Genomic DNA, 16,673 nt, shown 5'->3' on the forward strand with positions numbered 1-16,673 from the left:
CGACCGCGCGCTCGCTGCCAGACTCTCGTCGTGGGAGCGAATCTGTGGGACAGCCTCACGCTCGGTCCCTCGCGGCGGCGTCGCCGCATGCATCGGCAGCTGCGTGCGCTCGACCGGTCTGACCGCCGCGACGGCGTCGGCGCCGGCAGCCTCTACGGCTCCTACACGCCCGGTGACCCGTACCTGTCGGCCGCCTCGTACTCCGGCGCCCCACACCCCAGCGGCCCGTACTCACCGACATCGCCGTACGTCTCCGGCGGCCCGTACCCGCCGGCACCCTCGTTCCCGTCGGACCGTCCCTGGGCCGGCGCCTCGCCGTACCCGTCCGATCCGGTTCCCGAGCTGCGCCCCCGACGGCGTGGTTCTCTCGTCGTCGCCGCCTTCGCCGTTCTCGCCGCGGGTGCCGGCGCGATGGTGCTCGTGGCGCCCGGCGGCGAGCGACTCGCCGCCGCACCGGCCGTCACGCCCGGCACCGGCTCCTTCGCGTTCATGCAGGAGCAGCACGGCGAGCCGGTCACCTACAACCCGTGCGAGCCGATCCGCTACGTCGTCAACGACGAGCTCGCCCCCGACGGCGGCACGGCGCTGCTGACCGAGGCCGTGGGGACCGTCTCGGACGCCACCGGACTGGTCTTCGAGAGCCTCGGCCGCACCGACGAGAGACCGGACCCCGACCGGCCCGCCCGCGACGTCCTCCGCTACGGCTCCGCCCCCTCCCCCGTGCTCATCGCCTGGGCCACCCCCGAGCAGGTGCCCGAGCTGGCCGGGAGCGTCGTCGGTATCGGCGGCAGCGTCGCCGAGGGCGTCGGCGGGAGCGCGATGCGCTACGTCAGCGGCATCGTCTACCTGGACGCCGCCGAGTTCTCCGGGATCCTCCGGCGCGCCGACGGCCAGGCCCAGGTCCGCGCGATCATGGTCCACGAGCTCGGGCACCTCGTCGGCCTCGACCACGTCGACGACCCGAACGAGCTGATGTACGCGGAGAACGTCGGGACCACCCAGCTGGGCCCCGGCGACCGTCAGGGCCTCGCCGCCCTCGGCTCGGGCCGCTGCACCTGAGGCAGCGGGCAGACGGGGCCTCTCAGGCCATGGTGGGCCAGAGGACCTCCGACGCCGCCTCATCGGCGTCACGCAGGACCCGCAGCACGTTCTCGCCCGCGAGCGCCGCGAGGTCGGAGCGGGACCAGCCCCGCTCGGCGAGGGCCTCGAACAGGCGCGGGTAGCCGGAGACGTCCTCGAGCCCCTCGGGGAGCCGGTCGACACCGTCGTAGTCGCCGCCGAGGCCGATGTGCTCGATCCCGGCAACCTCGCGGGCGTGCTCGAGGTGGGCGACGACCTCGTCGATGCCGACCCGGGGCCGCGGGTGCCCGGACTCCCACTCGGCGAGCCGCTGCCGCCAGGCGTTCTCCGGGTCGAGCCGGACGTTCTCCTCCGTCACCACCGCGGCGTCCTCGCCCGGACGCGGCGCCCGGGGCCAGTGCCAGTCACCGCCGTCGAGCGCCGCCCTCGCCTCGGCGTCCCAGGCGGCCGCCGCGGACGAGACGAACTTCGGCACGAACGTCACCTGGAGGACGCCCCCGTTCGCGGCGAGTTTCTCGAGCACGGCGTCGGAGGCGTTGCGGGGGTGGTCGCACACGGCGCGGCAGGAGGAGTGCGAGAAGATCACCGGCGCGCTGGTGAGGGCGAGCGCGTCGAGCTGGGTGGACTCCGCGGTGTGGGAGAGGTCGACGAGCATGCCGATCCGGTTCATCTCGGCGACGACGGCGCGCCCGACCTCGGTGAGCCCGCCGGCCGCCGGGGCGTCGGTGGCGGAGTCGGCCCAGGAGACGTTGTCGTTGTGGGTCAGGGTCATGTACCGCACCCCGAGGCGGGCGAACGCGCGCAGGGCGCCGAGCGACTCGCCGATCGAGTGCCCGCCCTCCGCACCCAGGAGCGAGGCGATCCGGCCGCGGGCGAAGGCGCTGCGCACACCGTCGGCTGTGCAGACGAGCTCGAAGGTGTCGGGGTAGCGGGCGATCAGCCGGTGCGCGGCGTCGATCTGCTCCAGCGTCCCCAGCACGGCGTCGGCGCCGCGGAGCGTGGAGGGCACGAACACCGACCAGAACTGTGCGCCCACCCGGCCGGCCCGCAGCCGCGGGATGTCGGTGTGCAGGCCGTCGCGCGGCCCGTCCAGCCCCTCGACCGAGTACCCGGCGACCGTGCGAAGCGCGTACGGCAGGTCGTTGTGGCCGTCGACGAGCGGGGTGGTGGTCAGGACGTCCTCGACGAGGCGGGCGGTGTCGGTCATGACTCGATTCTCAGCCCTGGGCGCCGGCCGGACGGACGAAGAGCGCGGAGACGTAGTGGTACGCCGGCCTGACCTCCATCGTCAGGTCGGCGGGGTCCTTCACCTCGAAGCCCATGGTGAAGCGCGCCGTCCCGCCCGGTCGGAGCATGGTCTCGGGCGGGCCAGCGAGGCCCGCTTCGGGGTCGTAGACCGCCGGCGCGTCCGCCCCGCCGCTCGTCACGGCCACGAAGAAGGACGTGTTGACCGGCTTCTCGGTGCCGTTGACGATGACGAAGTCGACGGTCACGACCGTGGCGGCGGCGGACGGCGCGGGGGACCCGGGCCGCACTCCTGCGACGGGGTCGTTCCCGCCGGCATCCGGGGGCGCGGTGCCGGCGAGCTCCGCCGCGTCGGTCGCCGAGGCTTCCGCGGCAGCGACCCTCGGTGCTTGCGCGGCCGCCCCGCCGGCCGCCTGCGGCGCCGTGGAGTCGGTGGCGACGGCGCCGGCCGCCTGCGGCGCCGTGGAGTCGGTGGCGACGGCGTCGGCCGCCGCGGAGTCGGTGGTCGCCGCGCCGGGGTCCTCCTCGCCCCCCTCCTTCGTCGCGAGCTCGACCGGCCGTCCGGCGGTGACCGTGAGCCCGTTGTCCCACACGTAGGTCTGCCCGAAGGCCAGGGTCCCCGACGGACCGCCGACCTCCTGCGGTGTCGGCGGCGCCGTGGGGGGCCTGGTCGGGCGGGACGGCCGCTCCGAAGGCGGCTCCGACGTCGTGGGTCCCGAGGGCGACGGGCCCGGCGTGGTGGGGGCCGGATCGCCGGGCCGGGGCAGCGGTCGCCGGTAGGGCGGGTCGGCGAACCCGTCCGGCCCCGCTTCCGTGGGCGGGGGCGTGGCAGGCGAGTCTGGCGATGACGACGGCGGACCGGCCGGTGTCTCGGACGGCTCGGGCTCCGCCGTCGGGGGCGTCTCGGTCGTCGGCGACGGCTGCGCCGTCGGCGCCGGGGACGGCCCGCCCCCAGGGACCGGCGCCTCGCGGTCCGCAGCGCATCCTGCGGTCAGGAGGCAGGCGGCGGCGACGAGCGCGACGACGGCGTTTCGCTGCCTCATGCGTCCGAGACTACGTGCTGGCACCGACACGTCCAGCGATAACGAGGCGCCGCCCACCCAGTGGGACCGACCGTCGGCCGGACGGCACAATGGCGGGCGTGCCTCTCCCTGCCGACGACACCCGCTGCCCGTGCCTGTCCGGCGAGACCTACGGGGAGTGCTGCGGCCGCCTCCACACCGGCCTCGTCGCCGGCGGCCCGTTCGCCCCGACGGCGGAGGCGCTCATGCGCTCGCGCTACAGCGCGTTCGCGACCGGCGACGCCGCCTACCTGCTCGCGACGTGGCACCCCAGCACCCGGCCGGACAGCCTCGACCTCGACGACGGCGTCACCTGGAACCGCCTGGACGTCCTCCGCACCGAGGGCGGCGGCCCGTTCGACGACACGGGCTTGGTCGAGTTCGTCGCCCACCACCGCTCCGCCCTCGGGCGCGAGCGGCTGCACGAGGTCAGCCGGTTCGTGCGCGAGGGCGGTCGTTGGTACTACCTCGAGGGCGACCACCCGTCGCCGTGACGACGGCGGCGGGCGGCCCGCTCGCACTAGGCGCCGCCGGCGCTCGCCTCGTGCGTGATCCTCTCGGGCACGAGGCCGATCTGCTGGAGGACGCCGAGCATGTCGTAGACCGACCAGTCCTCGACGATGCGGTCCCCCTCCCACTTGCTCATGCCCATGCCGTTCATGACGTACGTGCGGCCGGTCGCCGGCAGCCCGCGGAACTCGTTCGACGCGGTCGCGGCGCACGTGAACCGGTAGGCCGTCTTGTCCTCGGTGGTCACGACGTCCTGCACGTCGAGGTGCAGGTCCGGCTGGGCGACCCTCAGGTCGCGCACGAACTCCTTCAGACCCGTCACGCCGTCGTGCGGGAACGTGGGGTCGTGGAACATGCAGTGCTCCGCGAAGAGCTCGTCACAGGCGTCGAGGTCTCCCCCGTTCCACAGCGCATCCATCGCGCGCCGGAACATCTCGGTGCGCTCGTCCATCGTCATCATGGTGGGTCATCCCGTTGGTCTGGGCGGGTATGGCGTACCCGCACGCCGGGGCCGGTGCAGGCCCCGTCCTGCCTCGCCGCTGAACCGTCCGCCGATGAGCCACCCCCCGCAGCTCAGTTCCGGGATGGGTGAGATTTTCCCACCGTGCGGCGCTGCCCGGTAGTGCCGGCGGCCGCCGTTCTGCCCGCCGTCCACGTTCGGCGGGACGGTCCGGGCTCCAACCGCGTGCTTGGATGGTCCGATGCCAGATCCTGCTGACCACATCGCCGATCTCGCCGACTTCATCACCGCCTCCCCGTCCTCGTACCACGCGGCCGCGGAGGTGGCGCGGCGCCTCGACGCGGCCGGGTTCACGCGTCTCGACGAGGCGGCCGGGTGGGAGCCGTCCGGGCGCAGCTACGTCGTGCGCGACGGCGCCGTCGTCGCGTGGGTGAGGCCGAGGACGGCGGGGCCCACCACGCCCTTCCGGATCCTCGGCGCGCACACCGACTCCCCCGGCTTCAAGCTCAAGCCGCACCCGACGATCACCGCGCACGGCTGGCTGCAGGCCGGCGTCGAGGTCTACGGCGGGCCCCTGCTCAACTCCTGGCTCGACCGGGAGCTCGAGCTGGCGGGGCGCCTCGTGGACCGTCACGGCCGCGAGCACCTGACGAGGACCGGCCCGTTCCTGCGCATCCCGCAGCTGGCGATCCATCTCGACCGGACGGTCAACGACAAGGGCCTCGCCCTCGACCCGCAGCGGCACACCGCCCCGGTCTTCGGGGTCGGGCCGCAGGGGGACGTCCTCGCCCGGCTGGCCGAGGACGCCGGCCTACGCGCCGAGGACGTCGCCGGGTACGACATCCTCACCGCCGACACGCAGGCGCCGCGCCGCTTCGGGCTCGACGACTCCCTGCTCGCGGCGGGGCGCATGGACAACCTCCTCTCCGTGCACGCGGGCCTGGTCGCGCTCGTCGGGGCGCCCGACGACGCCGCGCACGTCAGCGTGCTGGCCGCGTTCGACCACGAGGAGCTGGGTTCGGAGTCACGGTCCGGGGCCTCCGGCCCGTTCCTCGACGACGTCCTCACCCGCCTCTCGGGCGGCACGCAGGAGGAGCTGCGCCGCGCCTACGCGGGTTCGTGGTGCCTCTCGGCCGACACCGGCCACGGGATTCACCCGAACTACCCCGAGCGCCACGACCCGGTGAACCGCCCGACGCTGGGTGGCGGGCCGCTGCTGAAGATCAACGCCAAGCAGCGCTACGCCACGGACGCGCACGGCGCGGCGCTGTGGGCGCGCGCGTGCGAGGCGGCCGGGGTGCCGTGGCAGGAGTTCGTGTCGAACAACGCCGTCCCGTGCGGGTCGACGATCGGGCCGCTCACGGCCACGCGACTCGGCATCCGCACGGTCGACGTCGGGGTGCCGCTGCTGTCGATGCACTCGGCCCGCGAGCTCGCGCACGTGGACGACGTGGCTGCGTTGACCGCCGCCACCGGGGCCTTCTTCGCCGGCGCCTGAGGCAGCTGTCACGGGGCCAGCAGGCGCCCGGACCGTTCCGGGCGCCTGCCGATCACCAGTTCGCCGGCGGGTCGCTCGCGGGGAACGAGTGCGCGCCCCACTGGTCGACGATGTCGATCGCGGCGGGTGCCGCCGGGGCGGGGGTGGCCGGTGCGGTGGCCGCCGGGGCGGCGGCGGCTGCGGCGGTCCTGGGCCCGACGTAAAGCGGGGTGCGGGCGGCGGTTCGGTGCTTCCGGGCCGGCGTGTCGAGCTGCAACATGTGAGGGCTCCTCTCGTCCTGGGTGGTCCGTGGGGCGCGCCCGCTCAGGCGGCGACCTCGATCTCCACCTGCGCGGCGGCGACCATCTGGGTCGCCACGTCAGTGAGCGCGGTGACCGGATCCGGGGCCAGACGGGAGAAAGCCTCGGTGCTCCACCTCCCGATCTCGGTCCCGAACAAGCCCTTGGTCCGCAACCTCAGTCGGACGCTGTCCCCGCGCTGCCGCAGGGACCACTCGGTGCCGGGCGGAGGCGCCGGCAACATGCTCTTCTTGAGCCGCACGTATCTCCTCTCGAAAGATGTGAAAAACCTCCGCGGCGAAATTCGTGAGCGTCCGCACAAAGGCGTGACGAGGAATTCCCGTGGAGGTCTCTCAAGTTTAGCCGATATTCTTCTTGGGTCAAGCATCGACAAGGTCACCGGGAGCGCGCTCAGCGGAAATTTAAAGTGCCGCCATTCACATTCCGCCCGCCGACCGACGGCCGACCGCCAGGAGATTGGCCCCGGCACGTCGGACCGCCGTAACAAGGCGAGACGGGTGCGAGCAGAGGTAGCGTGGGCGATACCCAGCGGTACGGACAATGAGGTCGCGCGGGAACCCCGGTCGCACAGAACTGGACGGCGGGCGCAGGAAACATCGACGGCGACCGCCCGGCTCTCACGCGTGGAGCTCGGAAAGGCGGCCGCCGCCATGGAGACAGGGCCAGAAAATTCCGTCCGTCCTTTCTTCGCGAGGCACGCGGTGCTGCTCTTCTACGTCCTGGTACTCGCGCTCGTGCTCCTCCTCGGAGTACTCGTCAACGCCTTCCTCGGCGTAACCGGCACCGGCACTGCACCCTCGACCCCCGCAGACCTGTCGCCGGCCATGTACGGCGTCGCGGTCCTGGCAGGTCCCGCGAGCTACACCCTCGCGGCCGTCCTGACGACCACCCTCGCCTTCGGCGCCGCCGGCCTGCGCGACCTGGGCGCTCGGCTGATCCGGTGGCGGGTGGGCGTCCGCTGGTACGCGGCCGCCCTGCTGACCGCGCCGGTCCTCATGACGACGACGCTCCTGGCGTTGTCGCTCACCTCGAACGCCTTCCTCCCCGGCATCATCACGCCGGAGGACCGGGCGAGCCTGCTGGTGGCCGGACTGGTGGCAGGCCTGCTCGCCGGCTTCTTCGAGGAGATCGCCTGGACGGGGTTCGCGGCGCACGAGATCGGCCGGCGGCACGGGGTGCTGGTGACCGGCCTCCTCGTGGCCCTGCCGTGGTTCGTGCTGCACCTGCCGCTCTGGGTACCGGCCGACACCGGGACCGTCCCGCGGGCTCTCTCCGTCGCCGCGATCGTCCCCTGGTTCCTGGCCTACCGGGTGCTCATGGTGTGGGTCTACACCCACACCCGGAGCGTGCTGCTGGCGATCCTCATGCACGTGCCGATCACCGCCAGCGGGTTCATCCTCGCCTCCCCGGCGATGGTCGGCGTACCCGACGTGGTCTACAACCTCATCCTCGGCGCGGCGCTGTGGATCCTCGTGGCGGCGGCCACGGCGGCCGACCGCAGGACGCCCGCCGCACGGCGGGGTCCGGATCGGTCCGGCGTGCCGCTCGAGGGCGGCGGACCGCGACGAGGCACGCGCGAACCTTAGGTCGGTGGGCGCCTGCGAAATCGGCGGGTCCAAGAACCGGCGGGCGGCCGAGAAGCCGGTGGGCACCCACGAAGCCGGCGGGCGCCCGGGAAGCAGCCGCCGTCGCTACAGACGCCCCCGCACCGGGGTGCGCTCGACGTGGTCCTCCTCCGGCATCACCATCTCGGCCCGGACGCCGAGCAGCCGGACCTCGCGGTCGCCGTCGAGGCGGTCCGCGAGCGCCGCGGCCGCGGCGAGGACGTCCTCGCGGCGGCTCGTCGGCTCGGGCAGCTTCTTCCCGACCACCTTCGTCACAAAAGGTGCGTAGCGGACCTTCAGCGTCACACGAAAGACCGGCCGGCCCTCGCGTGCGGTGTCCTCGAAGACCTGCTCGGCGAGCTCGCGGACCGCCGCGCTCACCTGCTCCCGCGTCGTGAGGTTGTGCTGGTACGTGGTCTCACGGCTGTGGGCGCGGGCGACCCACGGGCTGTCGTCGACCACTGCCGGCCCGACGCCGTGCCCGAGCTCGCTGTACCAGAGCCCCATGCGCGGACCGAACTCCCCGACGAGCTCCTCGCGCGGGGCCGCCGCCAGCTCCGCCACCGTGCGGATGCCGTGGTCCGCCAGACGCTTGGAGACCTTCGCGCCCACGCCCCACAGCTCCCGCGTGGGCCGGTCCCCCATCACCTCGAACCAGTTCTCCGCGGTGAGCCGGAAGATCCCGCGCGGCTTGCCGAACCCCGTAGCGATCTTCGCGCGCACCTTGTTGTCGCCGATCCCCACGGAGCAGTGCAGCTCCGTGGCGGCGAGGACCGCCGCCTGCGCACGCCGCGCCAGCGCCTCGGGGTCCGCGGTGCGCACCCCGAGGAACGCCTCGTCCCAGCCGAGGACCTCGACGACGACGCCGCCGAGGTCCCGCAGCGCCGCCATCACCTGCTCGGACGCGGCCTCGTAGGCCGGGGCGTCGACCGGCAGGAACACGGCGTCCGGCACCTTGCGGACCGCCGTCTTCAGCGGCATCCCGGACCCCACGCCGAACTCCCGCGCCTCGTACGACGCCGTGGAGACGACCGCACGTTCCGTGGGGTCGCCCCGGCCCCCGACGATGACGGGCAAGCCGGCAAGCTCGGGCCTGCGCAGGATCTCCACCGCGGCGATGAACTGGTCGAGGTCCACGTGCAGCACCCATGGTCTGGCGCCGTCGCTCATGGCACGAGTCTTCCCGCCCGGGCGAGGCCCCGCCAGGCGATTCGTCACCCCGAGGCGCTACAGCCCTCCGTCGCCCGGGACGATCGCCACCTTGCCCCGCACGCGCCCGGCGACGAGGTCCCGCATCGCCTCCGGCGCCCGGTCCAGCGGGTAGGTCCCGGTGAGCGAGGGCATCACGAGCCCGCTCTCGACGAGCTCGCTCAGCCGCTCGAGCGCCGGGGCGCGCACGATGCTGACGAACATCGCCAGCCGCTGACGCACGAACATCGACAGGAGCACCGCCCGCAGCTGACGGTTCATGCCGCCGGTCAGCTTCCCGCCGCCCTCGCCGCCGACCAGCACGGCCGTGCCCCGCGGTGCCAGGGCCCGGCGCAGCGCCCGGAGGGGCGGCCGGCCGGCGATGTCGAGGACGAGGTCGTACCGGCGCGTGCCGTCGGCGGGGTCCTCGCGGGTGCGGTCGAGGACGTGGTCGGCACCGAGCCCGCGCACGTAGTCCTGCTTCGCGGGGCCGGCCACGCCCGTGACCTCGGCGCCCAGGGCCTTGGCGATCTGCACGGCGTAGCTGCCCACGCCGCCGGAGGCCCCGGTGACGAGAACGTGCTGCCCGGCGCGGACACGGCCCACCTCGACCAGGCCCTGCAGCGCCGTGGCGGCCGAGACCGGGACGACGGCCGCCTCCTCGAAGCTCAGCGTCTGGGGCTTGCGGGCCAGCTGCCCCTCCTTGGCCACGGCGAGCTCGGCGAAGCTCCCCCTCCCCACGCCGTACACCTCGTCGCCGACGGCGAACCGGCTCACGCCCCGCCCGAGCGCGACCACCGTGCCGGCCAGCTCCATCCCGAGGACCGGGTTCTTCGGCCGGCGGAGCCCGAAGGCGAGGCGGCCGAGGTACGGCTCCCCGGTCATCACGTGCCACGCGCCCCGGTCGAGACCGGCGGCGCGGACCTGGACGAGCACCTCGCCGTCCGCGGGCTGCGGGCGCGGGACCTGCGCCAGCCGGAGCACCTCCGCGGGGCCGTACTCCTCGTGCACGACCGCGCGCAGCGTGCCCGCGGTCACCGTCCCGCCGTCCGTGTTCTCAGCGACGTCCTGCTTCGCGGCCATCTTCGGCTCCTCGCATCGTCGGGCAGCCCCGGGCGGTCTGCCTTACTTAGTACGGGAGCGTACCCTTACAAAGTACGGTCGTCCAGAGAACGTCCAGAGAACGAGGAGCGCAACATTGGCCCAGCCGGAACCCGCCGGGAGCGCACGAGCACCGCTGAGCCGCGAGCGGGTGCTCCGGCAGGCGATGACCATCGCCGACGAGCGCGGACTCGAGGCTCTCACCATGCGCTCCCTGGCGACCGCGCTGGACGTCCGGCCGATGTCGCTGTACCACCACGTCGCCAGCAAGAGCGCGATCCTGGACGGCGTCGTCGACGTGGTCTTCGGCGAGATGGAGCTCCCCTCGCCCGACGGGGACTGGCGCGAGGAGCTGCGGCGCCGCACGTCGTCGGCCCGGCTCGTGCTCCGGCGGCACTCCTGGGCGATCGCGCTGCTCGAGTCACGCGCGACCCCGGGGCCCGCCACGCTGCGCCACCACGAGGCCGTGCTCGCCACGCTGCGGTCGGCCGGCTTCTCGGTGGAGATGACCGGGCACGCCTACGCCCTGCTCGACGCCTTCCTCTACGGCTTCGCGGTCCAGGAGGCCGGCCTGCCCTTCACCGGCACGGAGACGCCGCCGGAGGTGGCGAGCTCGATCGCCGCGCAGTTCGACCCCGGCGAGTACCCGCACCTGGTGGAGTACGCCACGCAGCGCGTCCTGCAGCCCGGCTACGACTTCGGGGACGAGTTCGAGTTCGGCCTCGACGTCGTCCTGGACTCCCTGGCGCGGCTCCTTCCCGACGACGGAGCCGGGCCTCGCCGCTGAGGCACCACCCGCCGGACCGGCCGGACGGCTGCCGCCGGCCTCCGGGGCCGGCAGCCGGACCGCGGCCGGACCGCCGCGCGACCCGGCTTACGATCGAGAGCAAATGTCGACCGATCTGCCGTCCCCGGCACGGGGAGTGATGCCCTGGGCCGTCGTCGCCGGAGTCGTGCTCGTGGCACTGAGCCTGCGGGGGCCGATCGTGGCACCCGCCCCGGTGATCGGCGACATCCGCGCCGACCTCGGCCTCTCCGCCACCACCGCCGGGCTGCTCACGAGCCTGCCGGTGCTCTGCTTCGCCCTCGCCACCCCGCTCGCGACGCGCGTGATCCGGCGCGCGGGAGCGGAGCTCGCCGTCGTCGCGTGCCTCCTCGGGGTGCTTGCGGGGACGATCGTCCGCTCCGCCGGCCCGGCGTGGGCGGTGTTCCTCGGCACGGTGGTCATCGGGGCGGCGATCACCATCGGGAACATCGTCGTGCCGGTGGTGATCCGCCGGGACGTGCACTGGCGGCGCACCTCGACGGTGACGGCCGTGTACACCGCGGCCCTCAACGTCGGCTCGATGATCACCTCCCTCGGCACGGCGCCGCTCGCCGCGATGGTCGGGTGGCGCGGGGCGCTGGCCACCTGGGGGATCTTCGCGGCCCTCGGCGCCGCGTACTGGATGTGGCTCGCCCGCCGGCGGACCGCCGCCGCGGCAGCCGCCGACGCTGCGGCCGCCACCGCCGCCCCGGCCCGAGCGACCGGCACGGCCGGCGCAGACGGGAAGGCACCCACCGGCCGGGCCGAGCAGCCGCCGGCCGCGATCACGGCACGGACGTCCCAGCGGGTGAACCGGATCGGCTGGCTCCTGCTCGTGGCCTTCTGCGGCCAGTCGTTCTCCTACTACGCCGTCACCGCCTGGCTCCCGACGCTGCTCGCCGACACCCGCGGCCTCGACCCCGCCGCCTCCGGCGCCACCGCCTCGCTGTTCCAGATCGCCGCCATCGCCGGGTCGTTCGGCGTGCCGCTCATCGCCACCCGCGCCCCTGCCTGGGTCCCCGTCGCCGTGATCGGCGGCTTCTGGGTGGCGCTGCCGCTGGGCCTCCTCGTCGCGCCCGAGGCCTTCACGACGTGGGCGATCGTCGGTGGCATCGCCCAGGGAGGTGGCTTCACCGCGATCCTGTCGATCATCGCCCGGGTCGCCCGCACCGACCGTGAGGCCGCCTCCGTGTCCGCGCGCGTCCAGGCCGGCGGCTACGTGGCGGCGACCTTCGCCGCTCCGCTGGCGGGGGCCCTCAACTCGGCCACCGGCGGCTGGACCGCCCCGCTGCTCCTGGTCACGGTCACCACGCTCACCTTCTCGGTGGGCGGTGTCGGCGCCGCGCTGCTCGCGCGGCAGCGGCCCGGCCGCCAGCCGGCCGACCCGGACTGATGCCCGGCGCCGCCCGCGTGCTTGCCGGCGTCGTCGTCACGCTCGGCGTCGGCGGGGTCGCGGGCGGGGTGTGCGTGTGGCTCCTGCGCCTCGCCGCGCTGGCGGCCGGGGAGCGCCCCGACGCCGGGACCACCGGGATGCTCGTCGCGGTCGTCACCTTCGTCGCCGCCCTGCTCCCGGGGGCCGTGGCGACCGCCCTGGGACGACGGCGGACCGGCCGGGCGCTCCTCGCGGCCGGGAGCGTCGTCGTCGCGACCGCCGGCGCCGCCGCGCAGGACTGGCAGCGGCTCTCGGTGCTGTCCCCCGTGGCCCTGGGCGTCACGGTCGCGCTCTACGGAGGGCTGCTCGCCGTCGTCGTCGGCGCGGCCGCGGCGACGGACTGGCTCGCGGACGCGGCGGTCCGTCCGGTCGGGCGCTGACGCGAGGCCCAGGGCGACGAGGGACGCCGGCCTACGCTGGGGGGCACGGAGGCCCCATGACGAGCACACGCGTCCCGCCCCACCCGGGGGCGTCCTCGGCCGCGGTCTCGCGGCGGATGTCCGTCGCCGCGCGGCGGGACACCGGGTGCGAGCTGCTGCTGCGCCGCCGTCTCCATGCGGCGGGGATGCGGTACCGGGTGAACTACCCGGTCCCCGGCAACCGGCGCCGGACCATCGACATCGCGTTCACCCGCGCGCGGGTCGCGGTGTTCGTCGACGGCTGCTTCTGGCACGGCTGCCCGGAGCACGGGACCCAGCCGCGCGCCAACGCCGCGTGGTGGTCGCAGAAGCTGGCCGCGAACCAGGCGCGCGACGCCGACACCACCGCCCTGCTCGAGGCCGTCGGCTGGTCGGTGGTGCGGGTGTGGGAGCACGACGACCCCGCCGAGGCCGCGCGGCTCGTGATCGACGCCGTCCGTGCGCGGCGGCCCGCAGGCTAGTCGCGGCCCGGCGCGGGACCGTCCTCGCCCGGGGCGGAACCCTCGCGGCGCCATCGCGGTCGCAGGTTCGGGAGCTGCACGGTGGGCGCGTAGGGCAGGGACCACTGGCGCCAGTGGGCCAGGATGCTCAGGCCGGCGCCGACGACGATCGCCAGTCCCATCCCGAGGGTCTGCTCACCGAGCCCGTTCATGCCGATGACCACGAGCGAGGCGAGCACGGCCGACGTCGCGTACAGCGTGTTCCCGCCGAAGATCACGGGCGGCTGCCCGACGACGACGTCGCGGATCATCCCGCCGCCCACGGCCGTGATGACGCCGAGCATCACGGCCGGCAGCACCCCGAGACCGGCGGCGAGCGCCTTGGTCGAGCCGGTCGCGGCCCAGCACCCGAGCACGAGGGCGTCACCGACGAGGAAGGTGCGCGACCACCACCGCCCACCGAGCGGGATGACGAACGCGACGAGCGCGCCGGACATCGCGGTGCCCAGGTAGTACGGGTCGGTGAGGGCCACCGGGGTCCCGGCCTGGAGCAGGGTGTCGCGCAGCATGCCGCCGCCGAGCGCCGAGACGATGGCGAGGATGACGAAGCCGGCGAGGTCGAACCGCCGCTGGCGGGCGATCGTGCCCCCGAGGACGCCGTTGAGGAAGACTCCGGTGAGGTCGAGCGCCCGGAACACGTCCGGGAGGACGGTGTTGAGCTGCTCCGTCACGTCTGCCGCCACGTCGGACGATCCCCCTCGCCGGCGGCTAGGCCGCGAGCCACGCCAGCGCGGCCACCACGACGGCGGCCGTGCCCGTCTGCAGGGTCGGCTGGATCACCGGCGCGAAGCGGGGCGAGTGGTTGCCGGGGACCTCTGTCGCCAGGGCGCCGCGCTCGGCCGCGCTGCGGTAGAGCTCGGGGTCGGTGCCGCCGAGCGCCCAGTACGTGTAGGGGGCGCCCAGCGCCCGCGGCACGATGGAGAAGTCCTCGCTGGCGGTCTGCCGGCCCACCGCGGTGGCGGCGTCACCGAAGTGCGAGCGGAACGCCGCAGCCACCCGGGCCGTGACGTCCGGGTCGTTGTCGGTCAGCGGGTAGTTGTCGTAGGTCTCGAACTCCGGCTCCTTGGGCGAGCCCGACGCGGCGCACTCGGCGCGCACGATCCGTTCGATGGCGGAGACCATCTTCTTGTGCGTCTCCTCGCTGTAGGCACGCAGGTTCAGCTCGAGCACGGCGTGGTCGCCGATGATGTTGCTCTTCGTGCCGACGGCGATCCTCCCCACCGTCAGCACGGCGAACTCGTCCGGGTTGATCTCCCGGGAGACGACGGTCTGCAGCCGGACGACGATCATCGCCGCCAGCACCGCCGGGTCCACGGAGAGGTGGGGCATCGACCCGTGGCTGCCCTGCCCGTGCACCGTCACCCGCATGCTCTGGCCCAGCGAGAGGAAGGGGCCGGCGTGGGTGCCGACGGTGCCGGCCGGGTAGGTCAGGACGTGCTGGCCGAGGACCGCGTCGGGCTTGGGCACCAGCTGCGCCAGGCCGCCGTCGACCATGCGGCTGGCTCCTTCGGCGAGCTCCTCGGCGGGCTGGAACAGCGCCACGAACGTGCCGGACCAGGACGACCTCGCGCCGGCCATCAGGCGTGCCGCCCCGAGCAGGCAGGCGACGTGGACGTCGTGCCCGCAGGCGTGCATGACGGGCACCTCCTTGCCGTCCGTGCCGACCGCGCGCACCGTGCTCGCGTACGGCAGGCCGGTCGCCTCGGCCACGGGCAGCGCGTCCATGTCCGCGCGGGCCAGCACCACCGGCCCGTCGCCGTTGGTGAGGACCCCCACCACGCCAGTGGTGCCGACGTGCTCGTGCACGTCGAACCCCAGCGACCTCAGCTCCTGGGCGACGATCCCCGCGGTGCGCGTCTCCTGGTGCCCCAGCTCGGGGTTCGCGTGCAGGTCCCGGTACAGGTCCTCCTGCCACTGCCGGATGCCGGCCGCGCCGTCGAGAACGGCCTCGGCGGCCGATGCTGCGCTCATCTCGCTCGTCCTTCCGCCACGCCGTGTCCCCTGCCGGCCGGCCCCGCAGGCCTCGCCGGGAAGGGTTGATGCCTCACTCAGCATGCTCTGGCCGCACAGGCGGCGCATCTCGCCCCGGGCCTGGCCGGCGCCCGCGATCGCCCTATGACGAACCCCACCCGCGCCCGGGGCGTCGCAGTCACCGGACAGTGCCGTCCGGTAAGGCATACTTGAAACGTCCACAACTGAACAGCCACCGAACCGCGGCGGGAGAGTCCCGCATCAGCGGGCGCCGAAGGAGCAACCTCCCCGGGAATCTCTCAGGCCCCAGAACCGCCGCCGGCGAGGCTCCTCTGGAAAGCAGCCCTGACGGGCTCACCGATGGTGCAAGCGGGCCCTGGCCCGCGAAAGCTCTCAGGTCCGATGACAGAGCGGGGAAGACCGCACCCGCTCGTGCGCGCCTTTCGCGCGCCCTGTCACGAGGAGTTCCGTGGCCGTCTCTACCGACACCTCCGCGCCGTCCACCGCCACGCCCGCCCGCGGGCAGCCACGCCCGAGCGACGCTCCCGCAGCGCACGGGCGCAACCGCAGCCTCGGCATCGTCGCGATCATCGTCTCCACCACCGCCATGGGTGCGGCCGGCGTCTTCGGCCGCATGGCGTCTCCCCCCGGGGCCGTCATCGGCGAGGCCCTCACCCTCGGACGCATGCTGGCCGGCGCGCTGGGCATGCTCGTGATCCTCGCCGCCACCCGTCGGCTCGGCGTGCTGCGCCGCACCCGGCTGTCCTGGTCGGTGGTGCTGGGCGGCATCTTCCTCGGGCTGTCGCTGGCGACCTATCTTTCGGCGACCGTGCTGACGAGCCTCTCGCTCGCCGTCGTCCTGCACCTTCTCGGGCCCGTGATCGCGACGGTGCTGGCGCGCGTGCTGCTCAAGGAGCACGTCACCGAGCTGGCCGTCGCCACCCTGACCACGAGCGTCGTCGGGATGATGCTCGCGGCCGGCCTGATCGGCGGGACCAGGCCGCCGGGCTCGGACGAGCAGATCCTCGGGATCGTGCTCGCTGCGGCCTCCGGCGTCCTCTACGGCGCGGCCCTGCTGTGCTACCGCTACCGCGCGGACATGCCCGCCGACGTCCGCAACTTCTGGAACTTCCTCTTCGGCAGCGTCGGTGCCGCGGCGATGGTCGCCGTGACGCGCCCCGACCTGTCCGGCATGACGGCGACCAACTGGGCCTGGGCGGTCACGTTCTTCCTCGTCTGCGGCCTCTTCGCGCTGGGTCTGCTGGTGGTCGCGGGCAAGCACCTGCGCTCCGCCGAGCTCTCGGCGCTGTCCTACTGGGAGGTCGTGGTCGCCCTCCTGCTCGGCGCCGCGGTGTTCGGCGAGTCGATCTCGCTGCTGGCCGCGATCGGTGCCGGGCTCGTCGTCCTGGCGGCCCTCATGCCCCTGGCGGCAGGCTGGCACCGCCGTCGGCAGGCGACGGACGCGCGGGCCGCCGCAGAGGTGCGCTGACGCGTCGGTAC

At 74.1% G+C, this 16,673-nt stretch carries 18 protein-coding genes and 1 riboswitch; of the genes, 9 read left to right on the top strand and 9 right to left on the bottom strand.

All coding sequences use genetic code 11. The features are described from left to right. Positions 1 to 30 precede the first annotated feature (30 nt). Entirely contained in the window at positions 31 to 1,059 is a 1,029-nt protein-coding gene (locus ATJ97_RS09590) for a matrixin family metalloprotease (RefSeq protein WP_098483563.1), read from the top strand. Positions 1,060 to 1,081: 22 nt separating this feature from the next. Here ATJ97_RS09590 and ATJ97_RS09595 read toward each other — a convergent pair whose 3' ends face one another. Next, positions 1,082 to 2,287, bottom strand: a complete 1,206-nt coding sequence (locus ATJ97_RS09595; protein WP_098483564.1) for a dipeptidase — start codon at positions 2,285 to 2,287, stop codon at positions 1,082 to 1,084. Between the two features lie 10 nt (positions 2,288 to 2,297). Beyond that, positions 2,298 to 2,918: a hypothetical protein gene (locus ATJ97_RS09600; protein WP_098483565.1), complete on the bottom strand. Its 621-nt coding sequence runs from the start codon at positions 2,916 to 2,918 to the stop codon at positions 2,298 to 2,300. A 539-nt stretch (positions 2,919 to 3,457) separates the two neighbouring features. On the opposite strand from ATJ97_RS09600, the gene ATJ97_RS09605 reads away from it, so the two are divergent. Continuing rightward, entirely contained in the window at positions 3,458 to 3,880 is a 423-nt protein-coding gene (locus ATJ97_RS09605; protein ID WP_098483566.1) for a YchJ family protein, read from the top strand. Positions 3,881 to 3,906: 26 nt separating this feature from the next. Here the strand turns inward: ATJ97_RS09605 and ATJ97_RS09610 are convergent, their stop codons facing one another. Further along, positions 3,907 to 4,347, bottom strand: coding sequence for an ester cyclase (locus tag ATJ97_RS09610; RefSeq protein ID WP_211287137.1), 441 nt, complete (start codon positions 4,345 to 4,347; stop codon positions 3,907 to 3,909). 250 nt (positions 4,348 to 4,597) lie between these two features. Here ATJ97_RS09610 and ATJ97_RS09615 point away from each other — a divergent pair, with 250 nt between their 5' ends. After that, positions 4,598 to 5,854, top strand: coding sequence for a M18 family aminopeptidase (locus tag ATJ97_RS09615; protein WP_098483567.1), 1,257 nt, complete (start codon positions 4,598 to 4,600; stop codon positions 5,852 to 5,854). A gap of 52 nt (positions 5,855 to 5,906) precedes the next feature. Here the strand turns inward: ATJ97_RS09615 and ATJ97_RS20030 are convergent, their stop codons facing one another. Together ATJ97_RS20030 and ATJ97_RS09625 are read right to left on the bottom strand one after the other, a co-directional pair. Beyond that, a complete protein-coding gene (locus tag ATJ97_RS20030; RefSeq protein WP_098483568.1) occupies positions 5,907 to 6,113 on the bottom strand; it encodes a hypothetical protein in 207 nt (68 codons plus the stop codon). Positions 6,114 to 6,157: 44 nt separating this feature from the next. Beyond that, positions 6,158 to 6,394 (bottom strand): hypothetical protein, encoded by a 237-nt coding sequence (locus ATJ97_RS09625; protein ID WP_170037336.1) that lies wholly within the window; start codon positions 6,392 to 6,394, stop codon positions 6,158 to 6,160. Between the two features lie 382 nt (positions 6,395 to 6,776). Between ATJ97_RS09625 and ATJ97_RS09630 the strand changes: the two genes are divergently transcribed. Further along, positions 6,777 to 7,739, top strand: coding sequence for a CPBP family intramembrane glutamic endopeptidase (locus tag ATJ97_RS09630; RefSeq protein WP_170037339.1), 963 nt, complete (start codon positions 6,777 to 6,779; stop codon positions 7,737 to 7,739). Between the two features lie 105 nt (positions 7,740 to 7,844). Here ATJ97_RS09630 and ATJ97_RS09635 read toward each other — a convergent pair whose 3' ends face one another. Together ATJ97_RS09635 and ATJ97_RS09640 are read right to left on the bottom strand one after the other, a co-directional pair. After that, a complete protein-coding gene (locus ATJ97_RS09635; RefSeq protein WP_211287139.1) occupies positions 7,845 to 8,927 on the bottom strand; it encodes a DNA polymerase IV in 1,083 nt (360 codons plus the stop codon). A gap of 57 nt (positions 8,928 to 8,984) precedes the next feature. Further along, on the bottom strand, positions 8,985 to 10,028 hold the full coding sequence (locus ATJ97_RS09640) for an NAD(P)-dependent alcohol dehydrogenase (protein WP_098483572.1): 1,044 nt from the start codon (positions 10,026 to 10,028) through the stop codon (positions 8,985 to 8,987). A 115-nt stretch (positions 10,029 to 10,143) separates the two neighbouring features. Here ATJ97_RS09640 and ATJ97_RS09645 point away from each other — a divergent pair, with 115 nt between their 5' ends. The 4 genes from ATJ97_RS09645 (at position 10,144) to ATJ97_RS09660 (ending at position 13,163) form a co-directional block, all read left to right on the top strand. Further along, positions 10,144 to 10,833, top strand: coding sequence for a TetR/AcrR family transcriptional regulator (locus ATJ97_RS09645; RefSeq protein WP_245862324.1), 690 nt, complete (start codon positions 10,144 to 10,146; stop codon positions 10,831 to 10,833). Positions 10,834 to 10,936: 103 nt separating this feature from the next. After that, entirely contained in the window at positions 10,937 to 12,244 is a 1,308-nt protein-coding gene (locus ATJ97_RS09650; RefSeq protein ID WP_245862326.1) for an MFS transporter, read from the top strand. Next, on the top strand, positions 12,244 to 12,663 hold the full coding sequence (locus ATJ97_RS09655) for a hypothetical protein (protein ID WP_098483574.1): 420 nt from the start codon (positions 12,244 to 12,246) through the stop codon (positions 12,661 to 12,663). The genes ATJ97_RS09650 and ATJ97_RS09655 overlap by 1 nt, the downstream gene beginning before the upstream one ends. Before the next feature lie 56 nt (positions 12,664 to 12,719). Beyond that, positions 12,720 to 13,163: a very short patch repair endonuclease gene (locus tag ATJ97_RS09660; RefSeq protein WP_098483575.1), complete on the top strand. Its 444-nt coding sequence runs from the start codon at positions 12,720 to 12,722 to the stop codon at positions 13,161 to 13,163. On the opposite strand, the gene ATJ97_RS09665 is transcribed toward ATJ97_RS09660, so the two are convergent. After that, positions 13,160 to 13,885, bottom strand: coding sequence for a trimeric intracellular cation channel family protein (locus ATJ97_RS09665; RefSeq protein WP_211287141.1), 726 nt, complete (start codon positions 13,883 to 13,885; stop codon positions 13,160 to 13,162). The two genes, ATJ97_RS09660 and ATJ97_RS09665, sit on opposite strands and share 4 nt — an antisense overlap. A 25-nt stretch (positions 13,886 to 13,910) precedes the next feature. Continuing rightward, positions 13,911 to 15,173: an amidohydrolase gene (locus ATJ97_RS09670; RefSeq protein WP_098483577.1), complete on the bottom strand. Its 1,263-nt coding sequence runs from the start codon at positions 15,171 to 15,173 to the stop codon at positions 13,911 to 13,913. Positions 15,174 to 15,409: 236 nt separating this feature from the next. Then, positions 15,410 to 15,498, top strand: a riboswitch (glycine riboswitch). 144 nt (positions 15,499 to 15,642) lie between these two features. Here ATJ97_RS09670 and ATJ97_RS09675 point away from each other — a divergent pair. Then, positions 15,643 to 16,662, top strand: coding sequence for a DMT family transporter (locus tag ATJ97_RS09675; protein ID WP_211287143.1), 1,020 nt, complete (start codon positions 15,643 to 15,645; stop codon positions 16,660 to 16,662). Positions 16,663 to 16,673: the final 11 nt, after the last annotated feature.

Source organism: Georgenia soli (genome assembly GCF_002563695.1).
Classification (GTDB): domain Bacteria; phylum Actinomycetota; class Actinomycetes; order Actinomycetales; family Actinomycetaceae; genus Georgenia; species Georgenia soli.

Excerpts from the sequence above, each read along its gene's own strand:
- ATJ97_RS09640 (WP_098483572.1), bottom strand. The coding sequence starts at position 10,028 with ATGGCCGCGAAGCAGGACGTCGCTGAGAACACGGACGGCGGGACGGTG.
- ATJ97_RS09660 (WP_098483575.1), top strand. The coding sequence starts at position 12,720 with ATGACGAGCACACGCGTCCCGCCCCACCCGGGGGCGTCCTCGGCCGCG.
- ATJ97_RS09610 (WP_211287137.1), bottom strand. The coding sequence starts at position 4,347 with ATGGACGAGCGCACCGAGATGTTCCGGCGCGCGATGGATGCGCTGTGG.
- ATJ97_RS09635 (WP_211287139.1), bottom strand. The coding sequence starts at position 8,927 with ATGAGCGACGGCGCCAGACCATGGGTGCTGCACGTGGACCTCGACCAG.
- ATJ97_RS09650 (WP_245862326.1), top strand. The coding sequence starts at position 10,937 with ATGTCGACCGATCTGCCGTCCCCGGCACGGGGAGTGATGCCCTGGGCC.
- ATJ97_RS09595 (WP_098483564.1), bottom strand. The coding sequence starts at position 2,287 with ATGACCGACACCGCCCGCCTCGTCGAGGACGTCCTGACCACCACCCCG.
- ATJ97_RS20030 (WP_098483568.1), bottom strand. The coding sequence starts at position 6,113 with ATGTTGCAGCTCGACACGCCGGCCCGGAAGCACCGAACCGCCGCCCGC.
- ATJ97_RS09670 (WP_098483577.1), bottom strand. The coding sequence starts at position 15,173 with ATGAGCGCAGCATCGGCCGCCGAGGCCGTTCTCGACGGCGCGGCCGGC.
- ATJ97_RS09615 (WP_098483567.1), top strand. The coding sequence starts at position 4,598 with ATGCCAGATCCTGCTGACCACATCGCCGATCTCGCCGACTTCATCACC.
- ATJ97_RS09605 (WP_098483566.1), top strand. The coding sequence starts at position 3,458 with ATGGCGGGCGTGCCTCTCCCTGCCGACGACACCCGCTGCCCGTGCCTG.
- ATJ97_RS09655 (WP_098483574.1), top strand. The coding sequence starts at position 12,244 with ATGCCCGGCGCCGCCCGCGTGCTTGCCGGCGTCGTCGTCACGCTCGGC.